The sequence below is a fragment of the Nocardiopsis alborubida genome (assembly GCF_012396365.1).
In the GTDB taxonomy this organism is placed as follows: domain Bacteria; phylum Actinomycetota; class Actinomycetes; order Streptosporangiales; family Streptosporangiaceae; genus Nocardiopsis; species Nocardiopsis alborubida.
This window is the reverse complement of record NZ_JAAXPG010000013.1, coordinates 1-17,289: the sequence shown is the minus strand read 5'-3', so window position 1 is coordinate 17,289 and position 17,289 is coordinate 1. Positions and strand designations below refer to the sequence as shown.

Annotated in this window: 19 protein-coding genes; 8 read left to right on the top strand and 11 right to left on the bottom strand. The window is 73.8% G+C overall.

Annotation, left to right across the window (positions count from 1 at the left end; all coding sequences use genetic code 11):
• Positions 1-1,392, top strand: coding sequence for a hypothetical protein (locus HGB44_RS14920; protein ID WP_231972597.1), 1,392 nt, complete (start codon positions 1-3; stop codon positions 1,390-1,392).
• Between the two features lie 260 nt (positions 1,393-1,652).
• On the opposite strand, the gene HGB44_RS14915 is transcribed toward HGB44_RS14920, so the two are convergent.
• On the bottom strand, positions 1,653-3,224 hold the full coding sequence (locus tag HGB44_RS14915; protein WP_061082695.1) for a hypothetical protein: 1,572 nt from the start codon (positions 3,222-3,224) through the stop codon (positions 1,653-1,655).
• Positions 3,225-3,333: 109 nt separating this feature from the next.
• Positions 3,334-3,954 carry a YigZ family protein gene (locus HGB44_RS14910; RefSeq protein WP_061082709.1) on the bottom strand — a complete coding sequence of 207 codons (621 nt, stop codon included), beginning with the start codon at positions 3,952-3,954 and terminating at the stop codon, positions 3,334-3,336.
• Between the two features lie 79 nt (positions 3,955-4,033).
• Here HGB44_RS14910 and HGB44_RS14905 point away from each other — a divergent pair, with 79 nt between their 5' ends.
• From HGB44_RS14905 to HGB44_RS14895, 3 genes are all read left to right on the top strand, one after another.
• A complete protein-coding gene (locus HGB44_RS14905) occupies positions 4,034-4,732 on the top strand; it encodes a helix-turn-helix transcriptional regulator (RefSeq protein WP_061082694.1) in 699 nt (232 codons plus the stop codon).
• A gap of 20 nt (positions 4,733-4,752) precedes the next feature.
• Positions 4,753-5,247, top strand: coding sequence for a DUF3291 domain-containing protein (locus tag HGB44_RS14900; RefSeq protein WP_061082693.1), 495 nt, complete (start codon positions 4,753-4,755; stop codon positions 5,245-5,247).
• A 63-nt stretch (positions 5,248-5,310) separates the two neighbouring features.
• The gene (locus HGB44_RS14895) at positions 5,311-5,928 is read left to right on the top strand and encodes a superoxide dismutase family protein (RefSeq protein ID WP_061082692.1); all 618 of its coding nucleotides are present in this window, start codon (positions 5,311-5,313) and stop codon (positions 5,926-5,928) included.
• Between the two features lie 51 nt (positions 5,929-5,979).
• Here HGB44_RS14895 and HGB44_RS14890 read toward each other — a convergent pair whose 3' ends face one another.
• Both HGB44_RS14890 and HGB44_RS14885 read right to left on the bottom strand, forming a co-directional pair.
• Positions 5,980-6,699, bottom strand: a complete 720-nt coding sequence (locus HGB44_RS14890; protein ID WP_061082691.1) for a YidC/Oxa1 family membrane protein insertase — start codon at positions 6,697-6,699, stop codon at positions 5,980-5,982.
• 136 nt (positions 6,700-6,835) lie between these two features.
• Positions 6,836-7,126, bottom strand: a complete 291-nt coding sequence (locus tag HGB44_RS14885) for a DUF6412 domain-containing protein (protein ID WP_061082690.1) — start codon at positions 7,124-7,126, stop codon at positions 6,836-6,838.
• Between the two features lie 258 nt (positions 7,127-7,384).
• Between HGB44_RS14885 and HGB44_RS14880 the strand changes: the two genes are divergently transcribed.
• Positions 7,385-7,702 (top strand): hypothetical protein, encoded by a 318-nt coding sequence (locus tag HGB44_RS14880; RefSeq protein WP_013156478.1) that lies wholly within the window; start codon positions 7,385-7,387, stop codon positions 7,700-7,702.
• A gap of 10 nt (positions 7,703-7,712) precedes the next feature.
• Here HGB44_RS14880 and HGB44_RS14875 read toward each other — a convergent pair whose 3' ends face one another.
• Complete coding sequence (locus HGB44_RS14875) at positions 7,713-8,675, bottom strand: sugar kinase (protein ID WP_061082689.1); 963 nt, start codon at positions 8,673-8,675, stop codon at positions 7,713-7,715.
• Entirely contained in the window at positions 8,672-10,270 is a 1,599-nt protein-coding gene (locus HGB44_RS14870; protein ID WP_061082688.1) for an N-acyl-D-amino-acid deacylase family protein, read from the bottom strand. The genes HGB44_RS14875 and HGB44_RS14870 overlap by 4 nt, the downstream gene beginning before the upstream one ends.
• Before the next feature lie 183 nt (positions 10,271-10,453).
• Here HGB44_RS14870 and HGB44_RS14865 point away from each other — a divergent pair, with 183 nt between their 5' ends.
• Positions 10,454-10,834 carry a RidA family protein gene (locus HGB44_RS14865; RefSeq protein ID WP_061082687.1) on the top strand — a complete coding sequence of 127 codons (381 nt, stop codon included), beginning with the start codon at positions 10,454-10,456 and terminating at the stop codon, positions 10,832-10,834.
• Positions 10,835-10,875: 41 nt separating this feature from the next.
• Here the strand turns inward: HGB44_RS14865 and HGB44_RS14860 are convergent, their stop codons facing one another.
• Complete coding sequence (locus tag HGB44_RS14860) at positions 10,876-11,532, bottom strand: SAM-dependent methyltransferase (protein WP_061082708.1); 657 nt, start codon at positions 11,530-11,532, stop codon at positions 10,876-10,878.
• Positions 11,533-11,733: 201 nt separating this feature from the next.
• Positions 11,734-12,351 (bottom strand): TetR/AcrR family transcriptional regulator, encoded by a 618-nt coding sequence (locus tag HGB44_RS14855; protein ID WP_061082686.1) that lies wholly within the window; start codon positions 12,349-12,351, stop codon positions 11,734-11,736.
• Between the two features lie 207 nt (positions 12,352-12,558).
• Between HGB44_RS14855 and HGB44_RS14850 the strand changes: the two genes are divergently transcribed.
• Entirely contained in the window at positions 12,559-14,286 is a 1,728-nt protein-coding gene (locus tag HGB44_RS14850) for an MDR family MFS transporter (protein ID WP_061082685.1), read from the top strand.
• Between the two features lie 10 nt (positions 14,287-14,296).
• On the opposite strand, the gene HGB44_RS14845 is transcribed toward HGB44_RS14850, so the two are convergent.
• Together HGB44_RS14845 and HGB44_RS14840 are read right to left on the bottom strand one after the other, a co-directional pair.
• The gene (locus HGB44_RS14845) at positions 14,297-14,746 is read right to left on the bottom strand and encodes a GNAT family N-acetyltransferase (protein ID WP_061082684.1); all 450 of its coding nucleotides are present in this window, start codon (positions 14,744-14,746) and stop codon (positions 14,297-14,299) included.
• Positions 14,747-14,946: 200 nt separating this feature from the next.
• Entirely contained in the window at positions 14,947-16,158 is a 1,212-nt protein-coding gene (locus HGB44_RS14840; RefSeq protein ID WP_061082683.1) for an ATP synthase F0 subunit B, read from the bottom strand.
• A gap of 398 nt (positions 16,159-16,556) precedes the next feature.
• On the opposite strand from HGB44_RS14840, the gene HGB44_RS14835 reads away from it, so the two are divergent.
• Complete coding sequence (locus tag HGB44_RS14835) at positions 16,557-17,111, top strand: gamma carbonic anhydrase family protein (RefSeq protein ID WP_150248818.1); 555 nt, start codon at positions 16,557-16,559, stop codon at positions 17,109-17,111.
• Here HGB44_RS14835 and HGB44_RS14830 read toward each other — a convergent pair.
• A partial coding sequence (locus HGB44_RS14830) for an integrase core domain-containing protein (protein ID WP_168444024.1) occupies positions 17,108-17,289 on the bottom strand: 182 nt, incomplete at its 5' end. The genes HGB44_RS14835 and HGB44_RS14830 overlap by 4 nt on opposite strands.

The following is a 17,289-nucleotide window of genomic DNA, read 5'->3' as shown; positions in this document are numbered from 1 at the left end:
ATGGCGGCCCTCGCCACCTGGTGCGCCGTGTCCGCGGCACCGGCCGCGGCGGACACCGCCACCGACACCGGGACCTACGACATCTGTCCCACGGTGTACTACTACGTGGTCCCGGAGGGCTCCCCCGGCCTGGAGGGCATCGCCAGCCTCGTCCTGGGCGACCCCGAGCGCGCGGACGAGATCTACGAGTACAACGCGGGCCGCACCCAGGCCGACGGCGGCGCCCTCGGCGAGGACCGCGGGGTGCTGCCCGAGTGGCGCCTGGTGGTGCCCTTCGACGCGGGCGGCGAGGGCGTCTACGAGGGTCTGGACCCCCTGTGCGTGGTCGCGGTCGACCAGGCCAACGCGCTGGGGCAGGAACCGCCCTCGCCTCCCCCCGCCCCGCCCGCGTACACGCCTCCCCCGGAGGAGGAGCCCTCCGCGCAGGCCACCGCCGACGCCGCCGCGGAGGAGGAGCCGAGCATCGACCCGCGCCTGCTCGCGGCGGGCGCGGCGGGCCTGGTCCTGCTGACCCTCATCACCCTGTTCTGGCAGCCGATCGGCCGGGCCCTGACCTGGCCGTTCCGCAGGGTCGCGGCGGCGCGGGCCAACCGGCCGCGGACGCGGCGGCCCTCGCGCCCGGGAGCGGCCGCGCGGCGCCGCCGGGCCGCGACGGACCTGATCGCCGCCGACCCCGACGCCGCGAGGCGGGCCGGGACGGCGCACGCGGAGCTGATCGGCGCGCCCGCCGACGTGCCCGCGCGTCCCGTGGCCCTGCTGACCACGCCCTCGGAGACGACCGCCGTGGTGCCCGCCGGGGCGACCCCTCCGGCCTCCTCCTGGCGGGCCGTGGACACGACCACCTGGCGCTACGGCAGCGGCCGGTCGTCGGCACCGGTGCGCTTCGGCACGTCCGTGCACACGGTGACGGGGACCGCGCTGCGCGGGGTGCTGGTGTGCCTGGGGCAGAAGGAGGGCACCGACGCCCTGGTGCACGTGGACTTCACCCGCATGCGCGGGCTGCTGGCGGTGGACGGGGACCCGAAGGTGGCCGCCGACGCGGTGCGCGTGGTCGCCGACGGGCTGCACGCGGCGGGCCTCCAGGTGCGGGTGCTCAAGCAGGGGCGCCCCCTGCACTCACTGGTCCCCGACACGATCCCGGTGGTGGCGGCCCCGGACCCGATCCACGGGCTGGACCCGGGTACGGAGCCGCCGACGGTGGTGGTGGTCCCGCGTCCGCTGGGCCAGGCCGACGAGCACGTGCTGACGAGCCTGCCGCCGGACACGGTCGTGGTCGCCGCGGGTTCCTCGCACGCCGCGCGCTGGCAGTGGGAGGCCTTCGACGACGGCACGGTGCACACGGGCGCGCTGGGGATCGACGTGGTTCTGCGGACACCCGAGCGCAGGGGCTGATCCCGCCGCCCCGGTGTCCGCAGCGCACCGCCGGTGCGGCGTGCGCGAGCCGCCGGTTCCGGACACGCGGAGGGGCCAAGCCCCGGAGGGACCGGCTCGCTCCCCACGCCGCGATCTTGTACTTATGTCGGGTCTGGGCCGTCGAGCCTCGCCATAAGCACAAGATCACCGCAGGTCAGAACCCTTGCACCACACCAGCAACGGTTCCGGCCCGCCCGCCGCCCGGTTCCGTGCCAGCGAAGCGCTCCCGTGGGGACCGGTCAGCTGGCTTCGTCGCCCGGGGCCCCGGAACCCTCCGCGTCGGAGGGCTCGCCGGACTCCCCCTCGGAGGGCTCGTCCGAGGGCGGACCGTAGACGAACCGCTGCCGGTCGTGCACGAGGATGGCGTGCCCGCTCTCGGTGACCGCCTCCACGTACGCGGGGAGCTCGTCCTCGACCACGTCCATCGTGACGGCGTCGAGCACCAGCTGCCGGTCCTGTCCGCCGCTGGCGCGGGAGTCGCCGTAGACCAGGCCCTCGAAGGCGAAGGCCGGGGAGATCGACCCCGCCTCCTCCTCCAGGCCCCACAGGACCTCTCCCCCGGCCAGGTCGACCGCGACCACCGGCGCCTCACCGCTGGCCTGGGGCAGCAGGAGGGTTCCGGTGGCCTCGTCGTAGAGGCTGCCCGCGACCCCGCCGGAACCGAAGGCCCCGGCGACCGGGTTCGCGCCCGGCTCCTCCAGGGTCCACAGCAGGTCACCGGTGTCGGGGTCGTGCGCGGAGAGGGTCGAGGGCGCCTCGGACCGGGCCCAGCGCAGCAGCAGGACCTCCTCGCCGTCGGCCTCGTCCTCCCCCGTGTCCTCCCCGTCCCCGGCGTCCCCGGCGTCCCCGGAGTCCTCGGACGCGGACTCGCTCGGGGACTCGGTCCCGGCGCCCGCGTCGGGAAGCGTGTAGAAGCCGATCACCTGCGGCGCGGGGGCGGGAGCGGAGGTGGGCAGGCCCAGGTCCCCGTCCTCGCCGTCGACCGTCCACAGCTCCTCGCCCGCGGTGTCGGCGCCGATGGAGCGGGCGTGCAGGACGGGGCCGCCGGTGGCGAGCAGGACCAGGTCGTCCCGAGCGGCGACGGGCACTCCCAGCGCGGGCTCCTCGGGTTCCCCTCCGTCCCCGGGCTCCTCCACCCCCTCGTCGGACTCGGTTTCCCCGGATTCCCCGGGCTCACCGGACCCGCCGTCGGCCCCGGAGGCCCCTTCCTCCGCCTCGGGCTCGGACGGGGCCTCGAACTCGTACTCCCACAGTTCGCCGCCCCCGCCGTCGAGCAGCGAGAACGCCCCGTGGGGCTCCTCGGCGGTCCATCCCCCGGGGCGGCGCACGGCGAGGCCGTCGAGGTAGGCGTCACCCTCCCGCGCCGGTTCCCACAGCCGTTCGCCGCGGGCGTCGAGGACGAACGGCAGCCCGTCGGCGTCCGCCATGAGCAGCACCCGCTCGCCGTCGCGGTCGGTGCCGAAGCCGTCGAAGCGCGCCGCGCCCTCCCACAGCGTCTCGCCGGTGGCGGCGTCGTGCAGCAGGTGGCGGTCCTCGCTGCCGGAGCTGACGAGGAAGGCGTCGCCGACCGGGCTGATGCGCACGCCGAGGGGATCGGCGAAGATCTCGTGGACGTCGGCGGATCCGCCGTGCAGGTAGCGCAGCATCTCCCCCTCGATCCCGGGCGGAGCCTCCCCCTCGAACGCGGTGGGGACGGGGGCGGGCTCCTCCCCGGCAGGGGGCGCGGGGGGTTCCGGATCACCGGTGCACGCGGTGGCCAGCAGCACCGCGAGTCCACAGGTGAGGGCCCGGGGCACCCGTGAGCGGCGCATGGACGGTTTCTCCCCACGAACGATGACGTTTACGGCAAATCCTAAGCCGCGCCGCGGCGGGCGGACACAGGGAGAGCGAGTCGTTACAGCCATGGGACGTGGCGCGGGCTCAGGGCTCCACCTCGACGACCGTGGTCCCCCGGACCTCGAACTCGGCCCTTCCGCCGGTCAGCTCGGCCAGGCGGACCCCGAATCCGGGCAGATCGGCCTCGGGCAGGGCCACCTCGATACGGACCCGGTCGGCGTAGGCGACGTCGCGCACGGTCAGGGAGGAGTCGCGCAGGTCGCTCTCCAGGCGCCCGCCGAGGACGTAGTCGGCGAACACGTCCACGACGAGGAGTTCGCGGCGCTCCAGGACCCCGAGCGCGTCCACTGCGGCGGACACCGCGTTGCCGTAGGCGCGGATCAGCCCGCCCGCGCCGAGCTTGACCCCGCCGAAGTAGCGGGTGACCACGGCGACGGTGTCGGTGAGCTCCCGGCGCCGCAGCACCTCCAGCATGGGCAGTCCCGCGGTCCCGGAGGGCTCGCCGTCGTCGCTGGAGCGCTGGACCTCGCCCTGGTCGCCGAGGACGTAGGCGGTGCAGTTGTGGTTGGCGCCCCAGTGCTCCTTACGGCGCTCCGCGATGAAGGCGCGGGCGGCTTCCTCGGTGTCCGCCCTGGCCAACGCACAGAGGAAGCGGGATCTGCGGATCTCCAGCTCGTGCTCGCCGTCGCGTCTGATCGTTCGCATGTCGCCTGTTCGGCAGGGGTCGTGGTCGTCCACCAGTGTCCCACTGCGCGCGGTGCCGGGCCGCGCCGACAATGGGGGCATGGACGACTCCTCGATCGACGCCGCGCAGACCCTCGCCGACCCCGTGCGCCGCAGGCTGTACGAGTACGTGGCGGCGGCGCACGGCGAGGTCAGCCGGGGCCAGGCGGCGGAGGCCCTCGGCATCCAGCGCACCCTGGCCGCGCACCACCTGGACCGGCTGGCCGACGCGGGCCTGCTGGAGGTGGCCCGCCGCAAGGTGAGCGGCCGCGAGGGGCCGGGGTCGGGCCGTCCGGCCAAGCTGTACCGGCGCGCGGACCGGGAGCTTTCGCTGCACCTGCCGCCGAGGGACTACGAGCTGGCCGCGCACGTGCTGGCGGAGGCGGTGGAGCGGCACGGGGCCGAGGAGGCCCTGCACGCCGCCGCCCGCGAGGAGGGCCGCCGGATCGGGGCGGAGCACCGGGGGGAGACGCTGGCGGAACTGCTGCGCGCCCGGGGCTACGAGCCCGTGGAGGGGGCCGGCCGCGCCTGCGGGGACGGCTCCGGGCCGGACGCGGCCGCGGGGGAGGGCGACGACGTGCGGCTGCTCAACTGTCCCTTCCACACCCTGGCGCACGCCTTCCCCCCGCTCGCCTGCGGACTCAACATGGAGCTGCTGCGCGGCCTGCTGGAGGGGCGCGGCGAGGACGGCGGGAGGGCCCGGATGGACGCCCGTCCGGGTCGGTGCTGCGTGGTGATTTCCAAAAACAATGATCGTTGACATAGAAGTCCGGCCGTGGTGTGCTGTGTCCCGTGAACGAGACCTCCCCCTCCGGGTACCACCTGGCACAGATCAACGTCGGCGTCCTCAGGGCCCCCCTCGACGACCCCTCCATGACGGGCTTCGCCTCCCGCATCGACCCGATCAACGCGCTGGCCGACAGCGCCCCCGGATTCGTGTGGCGGCTGGTCGAGGAGGGCAAGGAGGACGCCACCGGCATGCGGCCCTTCGGCGGCGGGCTCCTGATCAACTACTCCGTCTGGCGGGACGTGGAGTCGCTGTGGAACTTCACCTACCGCAGTGAGCACCTGGAACTGCTGCGCGGCCGCCGGGAGTGGTTCGAGCACCTGCGGGAGGCGTACCTGGTTCTGTGGTGGGTTCCCAGCGGTACGATCCCCACTGTCGAGGAGGCCGGAAGGCGCCTGGACCTGTTGCGCGCCGACGGCCCCACCCCCGAGGCCTTCACCCTCAGGACGCCCTTCCCTCCCCCGACAGATCGCGTTCCGCACGCCTAGTTATCCCCTGGGTACCTTGGGTAGTCTTGCGGGCGACCGTTGAGAGCAACCGGGAGTTCCGTCATGCGCATCACACCGTTCGCCGTCGGCCTGGCCCTGACCGCGACCCTCGCCGCCGGATGCGCGCAGTCCGATCCCGCCGAGAACGGCGGCGCGGCCTCCCCGGAATCCCCTCAGACCGCGCCCACCGCCTCCCCCAGCGTGACCGCGTCGACCTTCCTTCCGCCCGGCGAGGGCGCGGGCGCCATCACCTACGACGAGACCGCCGTGCCCGGGGGCGCCACCTCCGACGTGCAGGTACGCGTCCAGGACGGGCGGACCCACGTGCAGTTCACCGGTACCAGCCTGGAGGGGGACCGCGACTTCGGCGCCCACGTGCACACCCGGCCCTGCGGTGAGGACCCGGCGGACGCGGGCCCCCACTACCAGAACGAGGCCGACCCGGCCGCCACCGAGGACGAGCCCTCCAGCGACCCCGCCTACGCCAACCCCGAGAACGAGGTCTGGCTGGACTTCACCACCGACGAGGACGGCAACGCCCGTGCGACCAGCACGGTGGACTGGGAGTTCCGCGAGGGCGAGGCCCGGTCTCTGGTGCTGCACGAGCACCACACCCACACCGGTGAGGGCGAGGCGGGCACCGCGGGCGACCGCCTGGCCTGCGTCAGCGTGGACTTCTGACGGATCGGTCGTGGCGCGGCCCCCGAACCGCTCCGGGGGCCGTGCCACGGCTCAGTCCGGGACCACCCGGCGCAGGAGGAGCCGCTCCCCCAGCGCCCACGCGCCGGAGGTCAGCAGGTACAGGCCTCCGGCCAGCGGCACGAACGCGGCGACCGCCACGGTCGTGAACTGCATGTAGGTCAGGAGCCCGGGGAGCTGGGGCTGTCCCGGGTTGGCCTCGGCGCCCGCCCGCATTATGGGCAGCATGAGGTAGCGGCGGTTGGCCCAGGCCACGAGGGCGATCAGGGCCAGGAGAGCGGCGAACACGGGCGCCGCGGACGCTCCGCCCGCGCCGCCCAGCAGGGTCTCGCCCAGTTCGACGCCGCCGAAGGTGTGCGCGAGCATCGCCTCCTCACCGCTCCCCGCGCCGATGAACACGCCGTAGAGGGCGATCATGACGGGGATCTGCGCGAGGGAGGGCAGGCAGCCCGCCAGCGGGGAGGTGCCCGCCTCGGCGTAGACCCGGCGCTGTTCGGCGACGAGCCTCTCGGGGTCCTCGCGGTGCCGGGCGGTGATCTCCGCCAGCCGCGGGGCCAGGCGCGCCCGGGCCTTCTCGGCCCGGACCTGCACCACCCCGAGGGGAACGAGCAGGAGGCGCACGGCCACGGTCAGGGCCACGACGGCCAGTCCGGCGGCCAGGCCCCCGGTGAGTGGGGTGAGCAGTGAGGTGAGGGCGGAGAGGACGGTCGAGAGCAGGGTCATGGCGGCCGCGATCGGCCCGAGGCTGTACAAGGCGGGAAGGCCCTTCGTCCGACGGGAGGGGAACAGACGTCGGGCCGCTCGGGACCGCGCCCGCGCGGGGCGGAGCGCGACGCACACCCGGGGCGCGACGCGGACGCGCACGCGCGCGGGGGTGTACGGAGAAGGGTCAGCGAGCGGCCGGAAGGGCCGCGCCGGGTGCTCTGGGACGGGGCCGCCCCGCCGCATCGGGGTCACACAGGGTGAGCACGGGCAGGCGAGCGGACCTGCGGCGCATCGCGTGCACCGCGCCCGAGGCCGCGTCGCGCGCCGGGCAGGCGCCGGTACCGCGCAGGACGTACCAGGCGACGGCCGCGCCGACGGCGGCGACCAGCAGCGACAGGGAGCCGGGGACCGGGAGGAGTTCGGCGGGGACGACGCCCAGCATGAGGAACTCGAAGAACGCGAGAAGGAGGCTCACGACGCCCTCACCTCCCCGTTCCGGTAGAACCGCATTTTAGGGCATGTTCGGCGGTCGCACATCCGGCCGTGCGGCGCCCCGTTGACTCCCGGTCGCGCCCGGGAGCGGTCGGCGGCGGCGGCCGACGGGCGCAGAAATCCGCCGACACTCCGCCGGGGCTCCTCTCGGTTCGCGTGAAGCTGTAGCTAAATGACACAGAGTAACCAACTCCGTGCTCGCCGGGCGCCCCGTGCGGGCCGGCAGAGAAGGGGAGTTACCGTGCCGATCCGCCCTGCGAACCTCGCCACCATGTCCGCCACCATCGCCGGAGCGATCGCCGGACTGTCGAGCAGACAGGACCAGGCTCCCCCGGTCCGGGTCACCTTCGAGTCCGGCTACCAGCAGACCGTGGAGAACGGGGGCTGCCGCACCCTCAAGACGGGACAGGGCGGCGTCACCGGGATCTCCACGGAGAGCAGGGTCAAGTTCGCGCTCTTCGCGGGCACGAGCTGCCAGGGCAGCCGCGCGCTGGCCTCCGGGCACGGCTCGGTGAGCTTCGGCGACCCCGTCCTGGCGGGTGCCATCGTCATCGGCTGAGGGCCGGCGCTCAGGCCCCCGCGGAGCCGCGGATCCCGGCGACCTCCGCGGGCAGGGCCTCCAGGACGTCCCCGGGCGAGCGCAGCACCGCGCCCGCGACCGCGTGGCCCAGGAGCAGCCGCCGCTCCACGGACAGGCCGTCGAGCAGGCCGGACAGGAACCCGGCGGCGAACGCGTCGCCCGCGCCCACCGCCTCGACCACGTCCACCGGAGGGGACGGCACGAACACCGCGCCGTCGGAGTCGAAGCAGGTCGCACCGTGCTCGGCGTCCTTGACCACCAGGACCGGCACCTCGGGCAGCACCGCCCGCACGTCCTCGGCAGCCGGGGTGCCCCACAGGCGCTCGGCCTCGTCCCGGCCCACGAGGACCACGTCGGCGCGGCGGGCCAGGTCGAGCAGCACCGGCGCGGCGGTCCTGGCCCCCCACAGGGCGGGCCGGTGATTGACGTCGAAGGAGCGCAGCGCGCCGTTCCCGGTCCGCCGGTCCAGCAGGTGCTCCACGAGCGCGGCGGCGCGCGCGGACAGGGCCGGGGTGATGCCGGACAGGTGGACCACGCGGGGGTCGCGCGCCCACACCCGCTCGGCGTCGGCGGCCGACAGCGCGGAGGCGGCCGAACCCGCGCGGTAGTACAGCACGCCCGCGCCGCCGGGGCCGGTGTCCTTGACGTACAGGCCGGTGGGGCGCTCGGGGTCCACCTCCACGCCGGTCACGTCGGCGCCGCATCCGGAGACGGCGTCGGTGACGATGCGGCCGAAGGGGTCGTCGCCGACGCGGCTGACCCAGGAGGCGGTGTGCCCCAGGGCCGCCAGGGCGACCGCCGCGTTGGACTCCGCGCCGCCGGTGCCCACCACCAGCTTGGTTCCGGCCGCGAGCGCCTCGGCCGAGGCGAGCACCGCCATGGTCTCGCCGACGCAGACGACGTCGGTACTGTTCGTCGGTTCGCTCCCCGGGGCGGTCGGGTGCTCGCTCATCGGCGGTTCCTCCGGACGGATCGGCCGGGCAGGCGGTCGGTGCGACGGCCGTCCCGGACGGTGAAGTTACCCGACACGAGGACGTGGTGGATGCCCCGGGGGGCCAGGCGCGGTTCCTCGTAGGTGGCGCGGGCGTCCACGGTGGCGGGGTCCAGGACCACCAGGTCGGCGACCGCACCGGCCTGGATGACGCCGCGGTCGGTGAGGCCGAGTCTACGCGCGGGCCGGGAGGTGAGGTGGCGGACGCACTCCTCCAGCGTGAGCACGCCGAGTTCGCGCACGTAGTGGCCCAGGTAGCGGGGGAAGGTGCCCCAGCCGCGCGGGTGCGGCCTGGCGCCGACGAGGATGCCGTCGCTCCCGGCGGTGTGGGAGCTGTGCCGCATGATGGTGCGGATGTTCTCCTCGTTGCCCACCTGGAGCAGGCAGCCGCTGCGCAGCTCGTCGGCCACGAGCAGCTCCATGTAGAGGTCGCCGGGGAGGCGGCCGCGCGTACGCGCGAGGTCGGCGACGGAGGACCCGACGGCCCAGGAAAGCCCGGGGTCGGCGACGCCGGTGACGACGATGGCGGACCAGTCCATGGGGACGCCGTGGTTGCCGTCGGTCCCCTCCTCCTCGATCTCGCGCAGGACGCGCGCGCGGGTGGGGGCGTCGCGCAGGCGTTCCAGGGTGGCGGCGGTGCCGCCGGTCTGCACCCAGCCGGGCAGCGGGGCGCCCAGGTGGGTGGCGCTGGCCCGGTAGGGGTAGCTGTCGAGGGTGACGTCGAGGCCGTAGCGGACGGTGGCCTCGTCGATGGCGTCCAGGACCTCGGGGGCGCGGCCGCGGTTCTGCGGGAAGTTGACGTGGCAGTGCGCCAGGTGCAGGGCGACCTGGGCGCGGCGCGCGGTCTCCAGGCACTCGCGGTAGGACTCCACGACCCGGGAGCCGTAGTTGCGGTGGTGCGGGCAGTAGTAGCCGCCCGCGGCGCGGACGGGTTCGAGGAGGGCGACGATCTCGTCGTCGGTGGCGTACATGCCGGGGGTGTAGGTCAGTCCGGTGGACAGTCCGTGCGCGCCGTCGGCCATGCCCCGGGCGACGATCCTGCGCATGCGGTCGAGTTCGTCGTCGGTGGGCGGGCGGTCCTCTCCGCCCAGGACGGCCATGCGCACGTTGCCCTGGGGGACGAGGACGGCGGCGTTGACGGGGGCGCCCGCGTCGATCCGGTCGAGGTACTCGCCGACGGTGCGCCAGGAGTGGTCGAGGTCGGGCAGGCCGTTCCACGCGGCGAGCTGGGCCCGCAGCTCCCCGGCGGTGTCGTCGGTGACGGGGGCGTAGCCGAGCCCGTCCTGGCCCAGGACCTCCAGGGTGACTCCCTGGAGGGTCTTGGCCTCGTGCGCGGGGTCGGCGAGGACGGCCAGGTCCGAGTGGGAGTGCATGTCGACGAACCCCGGGGTGACCGCGAGTCCGTCCACGTCCACGACGGTGCCCGTGGTGCGCGCGCTGCCGGGTGGGACGATGTGGGCGATGCGGCCGTCGCGGAGGACGAGGTCGGCGCGGCGGGAGGGACCGCCGGTGCCGTCGACCACCCGTCCGCCGGTGAGTACGGTCTCGGGATGCACTGTTCCTCCGTTCGACGTACCGGTCGCTCCGGCGCGGCGCTCGGCCGACCGGTGTCCGGTGTGGCCAAGATACGCTGCCCGGAAGAAAATTGGTAACTTTGTTGCCAGTAAAGCGCCCGTGAAACGGCACGGGCACCGGCGCGCGCACGCGCCGCCGGCGCAGACCAGCGAAGGAGTCCACGGATGTCCAAGAAGGCGGTCCGCACAGACAACGCCCCCGCTCCGGCGGGGGCGTACAGCCAGGGAGTGGTCGCGGGCGGGTTCCTGTACACCGCGGGCTTCGGCCCGCAGGAGCCCGAGACCGGCCGCGTGGCCCCGACCGTGGGCGAGCAGACCGCCCAGGTGCTGGCCAACATCTCCGCCGTGCTGGCCGAGCACGGTCTGACGCTGGACGACGTCGTGAAGGCGACCGTCCACCTGGAGAACCTCAGGGCGGACTTCCCGGAGTTCAACGCCGTGTACGAGGAGCACTTCAGCGCCCCCTACCCCGTGCGTACCACCGTGGGTTCGGACCTGGCGAACATCCTCGTGGAGATCGACGTGGTGGCCAAGCTCCGGGACTGAGTCCCGACCGGTCGGCCGGAGCCCGCGCGGGCTCCGGCCGCTCAGGCCTCGCGGCGGGCGCGGACCACCAGGTCGTGCACGGTGCAGGTCTTCTCGCCCACGGTCGCCGTCCCGGCGCGGGCCTCGTCGGCCAGCACGGTCCACTCCCCCCGGGGCAGGGCCGCCACCACCTCGTCGCCCGTGTGGAACAGGTCCGGGTCAGGCGGGCGCGGTACGCCCTCCTCCAGGTCCCGGGGGTGGTGCGCGACGACCAGGAGCTCTCCCCCGGGCGCGACCGCCGAGGCCAGCGCGGCGAAGAACCGAGCGCGCCAGCGCTTGCGCAGGTGCATGAACTGCGAGGTCACCAGGTCGAACTCGTCCCCGTCCGGGGACCAGCGGGTCACGTCCGCCCGCTTCCAGGTGATGCGGCCGGGAACGTCCCCGCCCCGCTCGCGGGCGTGGGCGGCGCCCTTGTCCAGCGCCACGGTCGAGATGTCGAGCGCGGTCACCCGCCAGCCGCGTTCGGCCAGCCAGATCGCGTCGGCGCCCTCGCCGCTGCCCACGTCCAGCGCCCGTCCGGGCCCGAGGTCGGCCGCCTCGGCCACCAGGTGGCGGTTGGGCCTACCGCTCCAGACCCTCTCCTGCGAGCGGTAGCGCTCGTTCCAGAAGTCCTCGCCCATCTCCTCGGGCGGGGAGTCCGCCGTGTGTTCACCGGTCATGTCGACCACCTCCGCGCCCCACTCTCCACGCGCGGCCCGCGGGGCGCGACGTTCTTTGCCGTCCCGGCAAAACGTGTCGCCCGCCTGGGTGCGGGGGCGCGGGGAGGGTGCGGGGGCAGAAAGGAGGCGCAAGGCGGGAGCGGGGGGAGGAAGCGACGGGAGGGCTCGCCCGGAGGGGCTGTTCGGAGGAACCGCCCGGGGTCACCGGCTCTCCGGCGCGTCCCCGTCCTCCTCGGCGAAGTCGTCCAGGCACAGGTCCAGCAGCGCCTGGATCCGCTCCGTGAGCCGTTCGCGGTCGAGCGCGCGCAGCGCCGTGGCCCCCTCGACCACGCGCACCCGGGTCAGCCCCAGCATCACGGCCGAGAGCAGGGAGGCGTGCGCCCGGGCGTCGTCGCCGCCGAGGTAGACCGTCAGCGGGTCGATCATCGCGCTGGTGATCCGCCCCTGGTAGACCGCCTGGAGGTCGGGGTCGCCCGCGGAGTCGTCCAGGGCGCGCTGGAGCGCGGTGGCCTCACCGTGCAGGCGGCTCACCGCGTGCTCGGCCAGCCGCCGCGTGAGGGTGGCGGGCGCGCCCTCGATCAGCCCCGGAAAGACGCCGTCCTCGCGCAGGAGCTCGGCCAGCAGCCCGCTCTTGGCGCCGAAGTAGCGGTTGATGAGCGCGACGTTGACCCCCGCGTGCGCGGCGATCATCCTCGACGACACCGAGCCGTAGCCCTCGTTGGTGAACAGTTCCTTGGCACTGGCGAGGATGCGGGCCCTGGTGGCCTCCCGTCCCCGCGTCGGCCCGGGGCCGCCTCCGGTTTCGTCCGGACGGTCCATCTGCGTACCCCTTGGCGGCTGCGGTCTGGCGGTCAGTACTCCAGGTTGACACCTCCGGCGAACCGGCGCATACCGAAACGTGCGGAGAGATATCGATTTGACAGGTCAACAGTGTTTACATATACCTGGGGGCAGGACGACGCCCCCGGCAGCACGCCGCGGGGCCTTTTGTGCGTCCGTGATCGGGGGGCTTGCGTGGGACAGTCGTTGCGTGGAGGAACCGGGGCCGGGGACACTCCCCCGGACGTCGAACCCCAGGCGGTCGCGGGAGCGCCGACCTGCGATGATCCCCCTACCGAAACCCCTCTGACGAACACACCGGCCGAGGACGCCTCCGCCGCGGACGCCCCGGCCGACGGGGCCCCCGAGCTGCCCTCGCGCCGCGTGGTGCGCCGCATCATGGTCGGCCTGGTCCTGGCCATGCTCACCTCGATGCTCACCAACTCCATCGTGGGCACCGCCCTGCCGACGATCATGGGGGAGCTGGGCGGCCAGGACCGCCTGGCCTGGGTCGCCACGGCGGCCCTGCTCACGATGACCGCCTCCACCCCCGTGTGGGGCAAGCTCTCCGACGTCTGGGGCCGCAAGCTCCTCTTCCAGCTGGCCCTGGGCATCTTCATCGCGGCCTCGGTCGCCGCGGGCCTGGCGCAGGACATCAACTGGCTGATCGCGGCCCGCGCCCTCCAGGGGCTGGGCGTCGGCGGACTGGCCACGCTGCCCAACATCATCCTGGGAGACGTGGTCCCGCCCCGCGAGCGCGGCCGCTACAGCGGCCTCATCGGCATGGTGTTCGGAGTGTCCACCGTGCTGGGGCCGCTGGTGGGCGGGTTCCTGGTGGACAGCCCGCTCGGCTGGCGGTGGTGCTTCCTCATCACCGTGCCGCTGGCCCTGTTCGCCTTCGTCGTCATCCAGTTCATGTTCACCATGCCCTTCGTCCCCCGCCGGAGCGCGCCCGTGGACTGGTTGGGCGCCGGGCTGATCTTCAGCTCCGCGAGCACCGTGATCGTGCTGCTGAGCCTGGGCGGCACCCAGTTCCCGTGGAACTCGCCGCTGTCCTACACCCTGGGCGCGGCGGCCGTCCTGCTCACCGCCGCGGCCGTGGTGGTCGAGCGGCGGGCGCGGGAGCCGATCATCCCGGCACGCCTCTTCGGCGACCGGACGTTCGTGCTGTCCTCGCTCGGGTCGGCCTGCGTCGGGATGATGATGTTCGGCCTGATCATCTACATGCCGCAGTACCTCCAGATGGTGCACGGCATGACGCCGACCGTGTCGGGCCTGATGACGCTGCCGCTGGTGGCGTCGTTCCTGGTCACCTCGATCGGCTCCGGCTACGCGGTGGGCGGCAGCGGACGCTGGAAGGCCTACCCGGTCGCGGGCATGGCCCTGTGCCTGGTCGGGTTCACCGCCCTCAGCCTGGCCCACCTGGACAGCGGGCTGACCACGGTGGTCGCGGGCCAGGCGATGGTCGGCCTGGGGCTGGGCCTGTGCATGCAGATCCTGCTGTTGGCGACGCAGAGCGCCCTGCCCGTGACGGACATGGCCACGGGCACGGCCTCCGTCGTGTTCTTCCGCAACCTGGGCGGCGCCACCGGCGTGGCCGCGTTCGGCGCGGTGATGGTGGGGCGGCTCAACACCGAACTGGCCCAGGCGTCGGCCGACGCGCGGGCGCGGGTCGCGGCGGACGCCGCCGCCGGGACCGACTCGGGCGCGCAGGAGCTGTCGGTCGGGCTGTCGGAGGCAGCCGAGGCCGCGCAGGGCTCCCCCGAACTGGTGCACTCGCTGCCGGAGCCGGTCCGCGAGGTGGTCGTGGGCGCCTTCGACCACGCCATGCAGGGCGTGTTCCTGGCCGGGATCCCGATCGCCGTGATCGGGCTGGCCACCGTGGTGTTCATGCGGGGCGTGCCGCTGAGCGGGGGTCCGGCCGCCAAGCGCTGACGCCCGCGGGTCACAGGTAGCGGCGGAAGCCCTCGGCGGAGCTGTCGAAGCCCAGCGCGGTGTGGAACCCGTGGACGTCCTGCCCGTTCTCGTGCGACAGCAGTTCCACCTTGTAGCACCCGGCCCGCGTGGCGCGGTCGAGCGCGTCCTCCATGAGCGCCCGGCCGATGCCGCGGCCCCGGGTCAGGGGGTCGACCACGAGGTTGTCCACCACGGCCCAGGGCTGGGCGTCGTGGGTCAGGTTGGCCACGACCAGCAGGTCCAGGGTTCCGATGATCTGGCCGCGCTGCTCGGCGACGAGGATCGTGCGGTCGGGGTCGTTCTCCATCCGCGTCCAGGCGCGTACGGCGGCGGAGGACATGCGAACGTGCGCGCTCTGCGCGTGGGTGGTGTCGCCGAGTTCCCTGAGAAGACGCAGAATCGCACCGAGGTCCGACCGGATGGCCGCGCGGATAATCATGGCTGTCGGCATCGTAGCCGACAGCCTGCGACAAGGCGGACGTCACCCTACATGCGGCCACAAAACGCCGGGGGCGGGGACGTGGTCCCCACCCCCGGATCGCGTTCCGGGGCGGCGCCTCCCGGGGAGCGCGGCGGACCCGGGGAGGGCTGTGCGGGGAGGACTCCCCGGCCGCTCCCGTCCGTGTGGAGCCCGCGGGCTCAGGGCTTGCGGATGACCCGGACGCCGTCCTCGCCCTTGGGCGGCTGGTTGTGGCCGGACTCCGGGTGGCGGTAGACACCGGTGATGCCCGGGTCGCCGCCCTTCTCCTGGTCCTTCTGGCCCTGCTGCGGGCCGGACTGCGGCTGCTGCGGGCCCGCCTGGCCCTGCTGCGGACCGGACTGCGGCTTCTGGTCGCCCTCGGGGGCGGGGCCGGTGAAGCGGGCGCCCTGCGGAGGACGGGGAGCGGACTCGGCCTGGTCCTTCGGGGAGGAGGCCCCCGCCTGGTCCTGGCCGGTCGGCTCCGGCTTGGCCACCGGCCTGATGCGCACGGTCGCCTCGTCCGGCTGCTGCTGGAGGGGAGGCAGCTTGGTGGTGGCCTCGTCCTTGTCCTCGGGCGCGGCCGGGGCGGGCTTGGCCGGGGCGGGCGCGGCCGCCTCGGGCCGGGGCTGCGGCCGGGAGGGCTCCGGGGCGCGCTCGGGGGCCTTGGCCGCCGCGGCGGGCTTGGCCGGGGCCGACTTGACCGGGGTCGGCTTGGCCGGGGCGGGCGCGGGGGTCACCTCTTCGCGGGACAGTCCGGTCTCCAGCGCACCCGCCTTGTCCTCGGCCGCGACCAGGTCGGCCAGGGTCGAGTGCATGTCCTTGAGGCGGCGCAGCGCCTCGGCGTGCGTGGCGGTGAGCGTGGCGAGCCTGCGGTCCGCGGTGTCGTGGATCTTCTTCGCCCGCGCCTCGGCCTCGCCCAGACGGCGCTCGCCCTCCTGCTTGGCCTGCTCCCGGAGCTGGTCGGCCTCCTTCTTGGCGCTGTCGACCATCGAGTGGGCCTCCGAGCGCGCGGAGGACAGGATCCGCTCGGCGTGCTCCTCGGCGTCCCTGCGGTACTTGGCGATCTCCTCCTGGGCCTTCTTCTCGGCCTCCTTCACCTCGGACTCGACCCTGGAGCGGCGCTCCTGGGCCTCCTCCTCGGCGATGCGCAGGATCTCGGCCATGCGCTCGCTGATCTGCTCGTGCTCCGGCTTGACCTGCGCCTTCTCACGGGCGATGGCGAGGTCGCGCTTGTACTGCTCCAGTTCGTCGTCCAGCCGCTGGAGACGCTCGCGCTGGCTCTTGAACTGGTTGTCCATCCGCACGAAGTAGTCGTCGACGTGCGCCTTGTCGTAACCGCCCTTGCGCACCGTCGGAAACCTGTCCTGCTGGAGTCCGCCGCCCGGCAACATATCGCTCATGTGCCCTTCATGTCCTTACACCGTTGTGACTGTACGACGCAGAAGGTGCGAGTTGACCCGTACCCATTGTCACTACGACACCCGTCGGGTCTCGTTAGCGACATACGCCCGATAGTGCCCTTTTCTGCATACCGGCCTAGCCGCCTGGGGGCACCGGTCGGGAGCGGAGCGTAACGCCGTGGACACCGTCCAGGCGACCAAGGTAGACACGCGCGGCGCGGCCGCGTCAAGATCCCCGACCGGCACATCGCCGTGCGGACCCCGGTCACGTTCTTACTAAGGTATGCGCGATCATCCCCGTACGGGGGCAGAGCGGTCAACTTCCCGCTGATCCGCCCCCTCGCGGGGAGACGGGACACAGTGGTACGAGACGCAGGGAGGGCCACGAGATGGACAACGGCCGCACGGAAGGCGGGCCCGCCGGGCCCCGCGTGGGCGGGGCGGACTTCGGACGACCGGAGGTCCACCCGAGCGCGTGGATCGCACCCGGCGCGGTGGTGGTCGGCCGCGTGCGCCTGGGCGCCCAGAGCAGCGTCTGGTACGGGTCGGTGCTGCGCGCCGACACCGAGGACGTCGTCGTCGGTGACAGGGTCAACATCCAGGACCAGTGCGGCCTGCACTCCGACCCCGGGGAGCCCGTGCTCCTGCACGACGACGTGAGCCTGGGCCACAAGGCGATGGTGCACGGCGCGGTCGTGGAGGAGGGCGCGCTCATCGGCATCGGCGCCATCGTCCTGGGCGGCGCCCGCGTCGGCCGGGGCGCCCTGGTCGCGGCGGGCTCCCTCGTGCCGCCGGGCAAGACCGTCCCGCCGGACACGCTGTGGGCGGGCGTACCCGGCAAGGTGGTGCGGGAGCTCAACGACAACGACCGGCTGGTGCTCCAGCACACCCCGGCCCACTACGCGGCGCTCGCCGCCCAGCACCAGGACGTCACCTGGGCCTAGGTGTACTGACCTGAGAGGTTGGTGACGCGGGAGGCGGGAGGGCCACCGATCGCGGTGTGGAACCGGTGATGATTGTAGTGATGCAACCACCCCGCGAACGCCTCCCGCCTTTGTGCTTCGCTGGTGTAGGGGCGGGCGTAGGCCCATTCCTCGGTCAGGGTGCGGTGGAACCGCTCGA

Bases quoted from the DNA above. Each gene is read 5' to 3' on its own strand.
- HGB44_RS14920 (WP_231972597.1), top strand. From the start codon at position 1: ATGGCGGCCCTCGCCACCTGGTGCGCCGTGTCCGCGGCACCGGCCGCG.
- HGB44_RS14915 (WP_061082695.1), bottom strand. From the start codon at position 3,224: ATGCGCCGCTCACGGGTGCCCCGGGCCCTCACCTGTGGACTCGCGGTG.
- HGB44_RS14910 (WP_061082709.1), bottom strand. From the start codon at position 3,954: ATGCGAACGATCAGACGCGACGGCGAGCACGAGCTGGAGATCCGCAGA.
- HGB44_RS14905 (WP_061082694.1), top strand. From the start codon at position 4,034: ATGGACGACTCCTCGATCGACGCCGCGCAGACCCTCGCCGACCCCGTG.
- HGB44_RS14895 (WP_061082692.1), top strand. From the start codon at position 5,311: ATGCGCATCACACCGTTCGCCGTCGGCCTGGCCCTGACCGCGACCCTC.
- HGB44_RS14875 (WP_061082689.1), bottom strand. From the start codon at position 8,675: ATGAGCGAGCACCCGACCGCCCCGGGGAGCGAACCGACGAACAGTACC.
- HGB44_RS14865 (WP_061082687.1), top strand. From the start codon at position 10,454: ATGTCCAAGAAGGCGGTCCGCACAGACAACGCCCCCGCTCCGGCGGGG.
- HGB44_RS14860 (WP_061082708.1), bottom strand. From the start codon at position 11,532: ATGACCGGTGAACACACGGCGGACTCCCCGCCCGAGGAGATGGGCGAG.
- HGB44_RS14855 (WP_061082686.1), bottom strand. From the start codon at position 12,351: ATGGACCGTCCGGACGAAACCGGAGGCGGCCCCGGGCCGACGCGGGGA.
- HGB44_RS14845 (WP_061082684.1), bottom strand. From the start codon at position 14,746: ATGATTATCCGCGCGGCCATCCGGTCGGACCTCGGTGCGATTCTGCGT.
- HGB44_RS14840 (WP_061082683.1), bottom strand. From the start codon at position 16,158: ATGTTGCCGGGCGGCGGACTCCAGCAGGACAGGTTTCCGACGGTGCGC.
- HGB44_RS14835 (WP_150248818.1), top strand. From the start codon at position 16,557: ATGGACAACGGCCGCACGGAAGGCGGGCCCGCCGGGCCCCGCGTGGGC.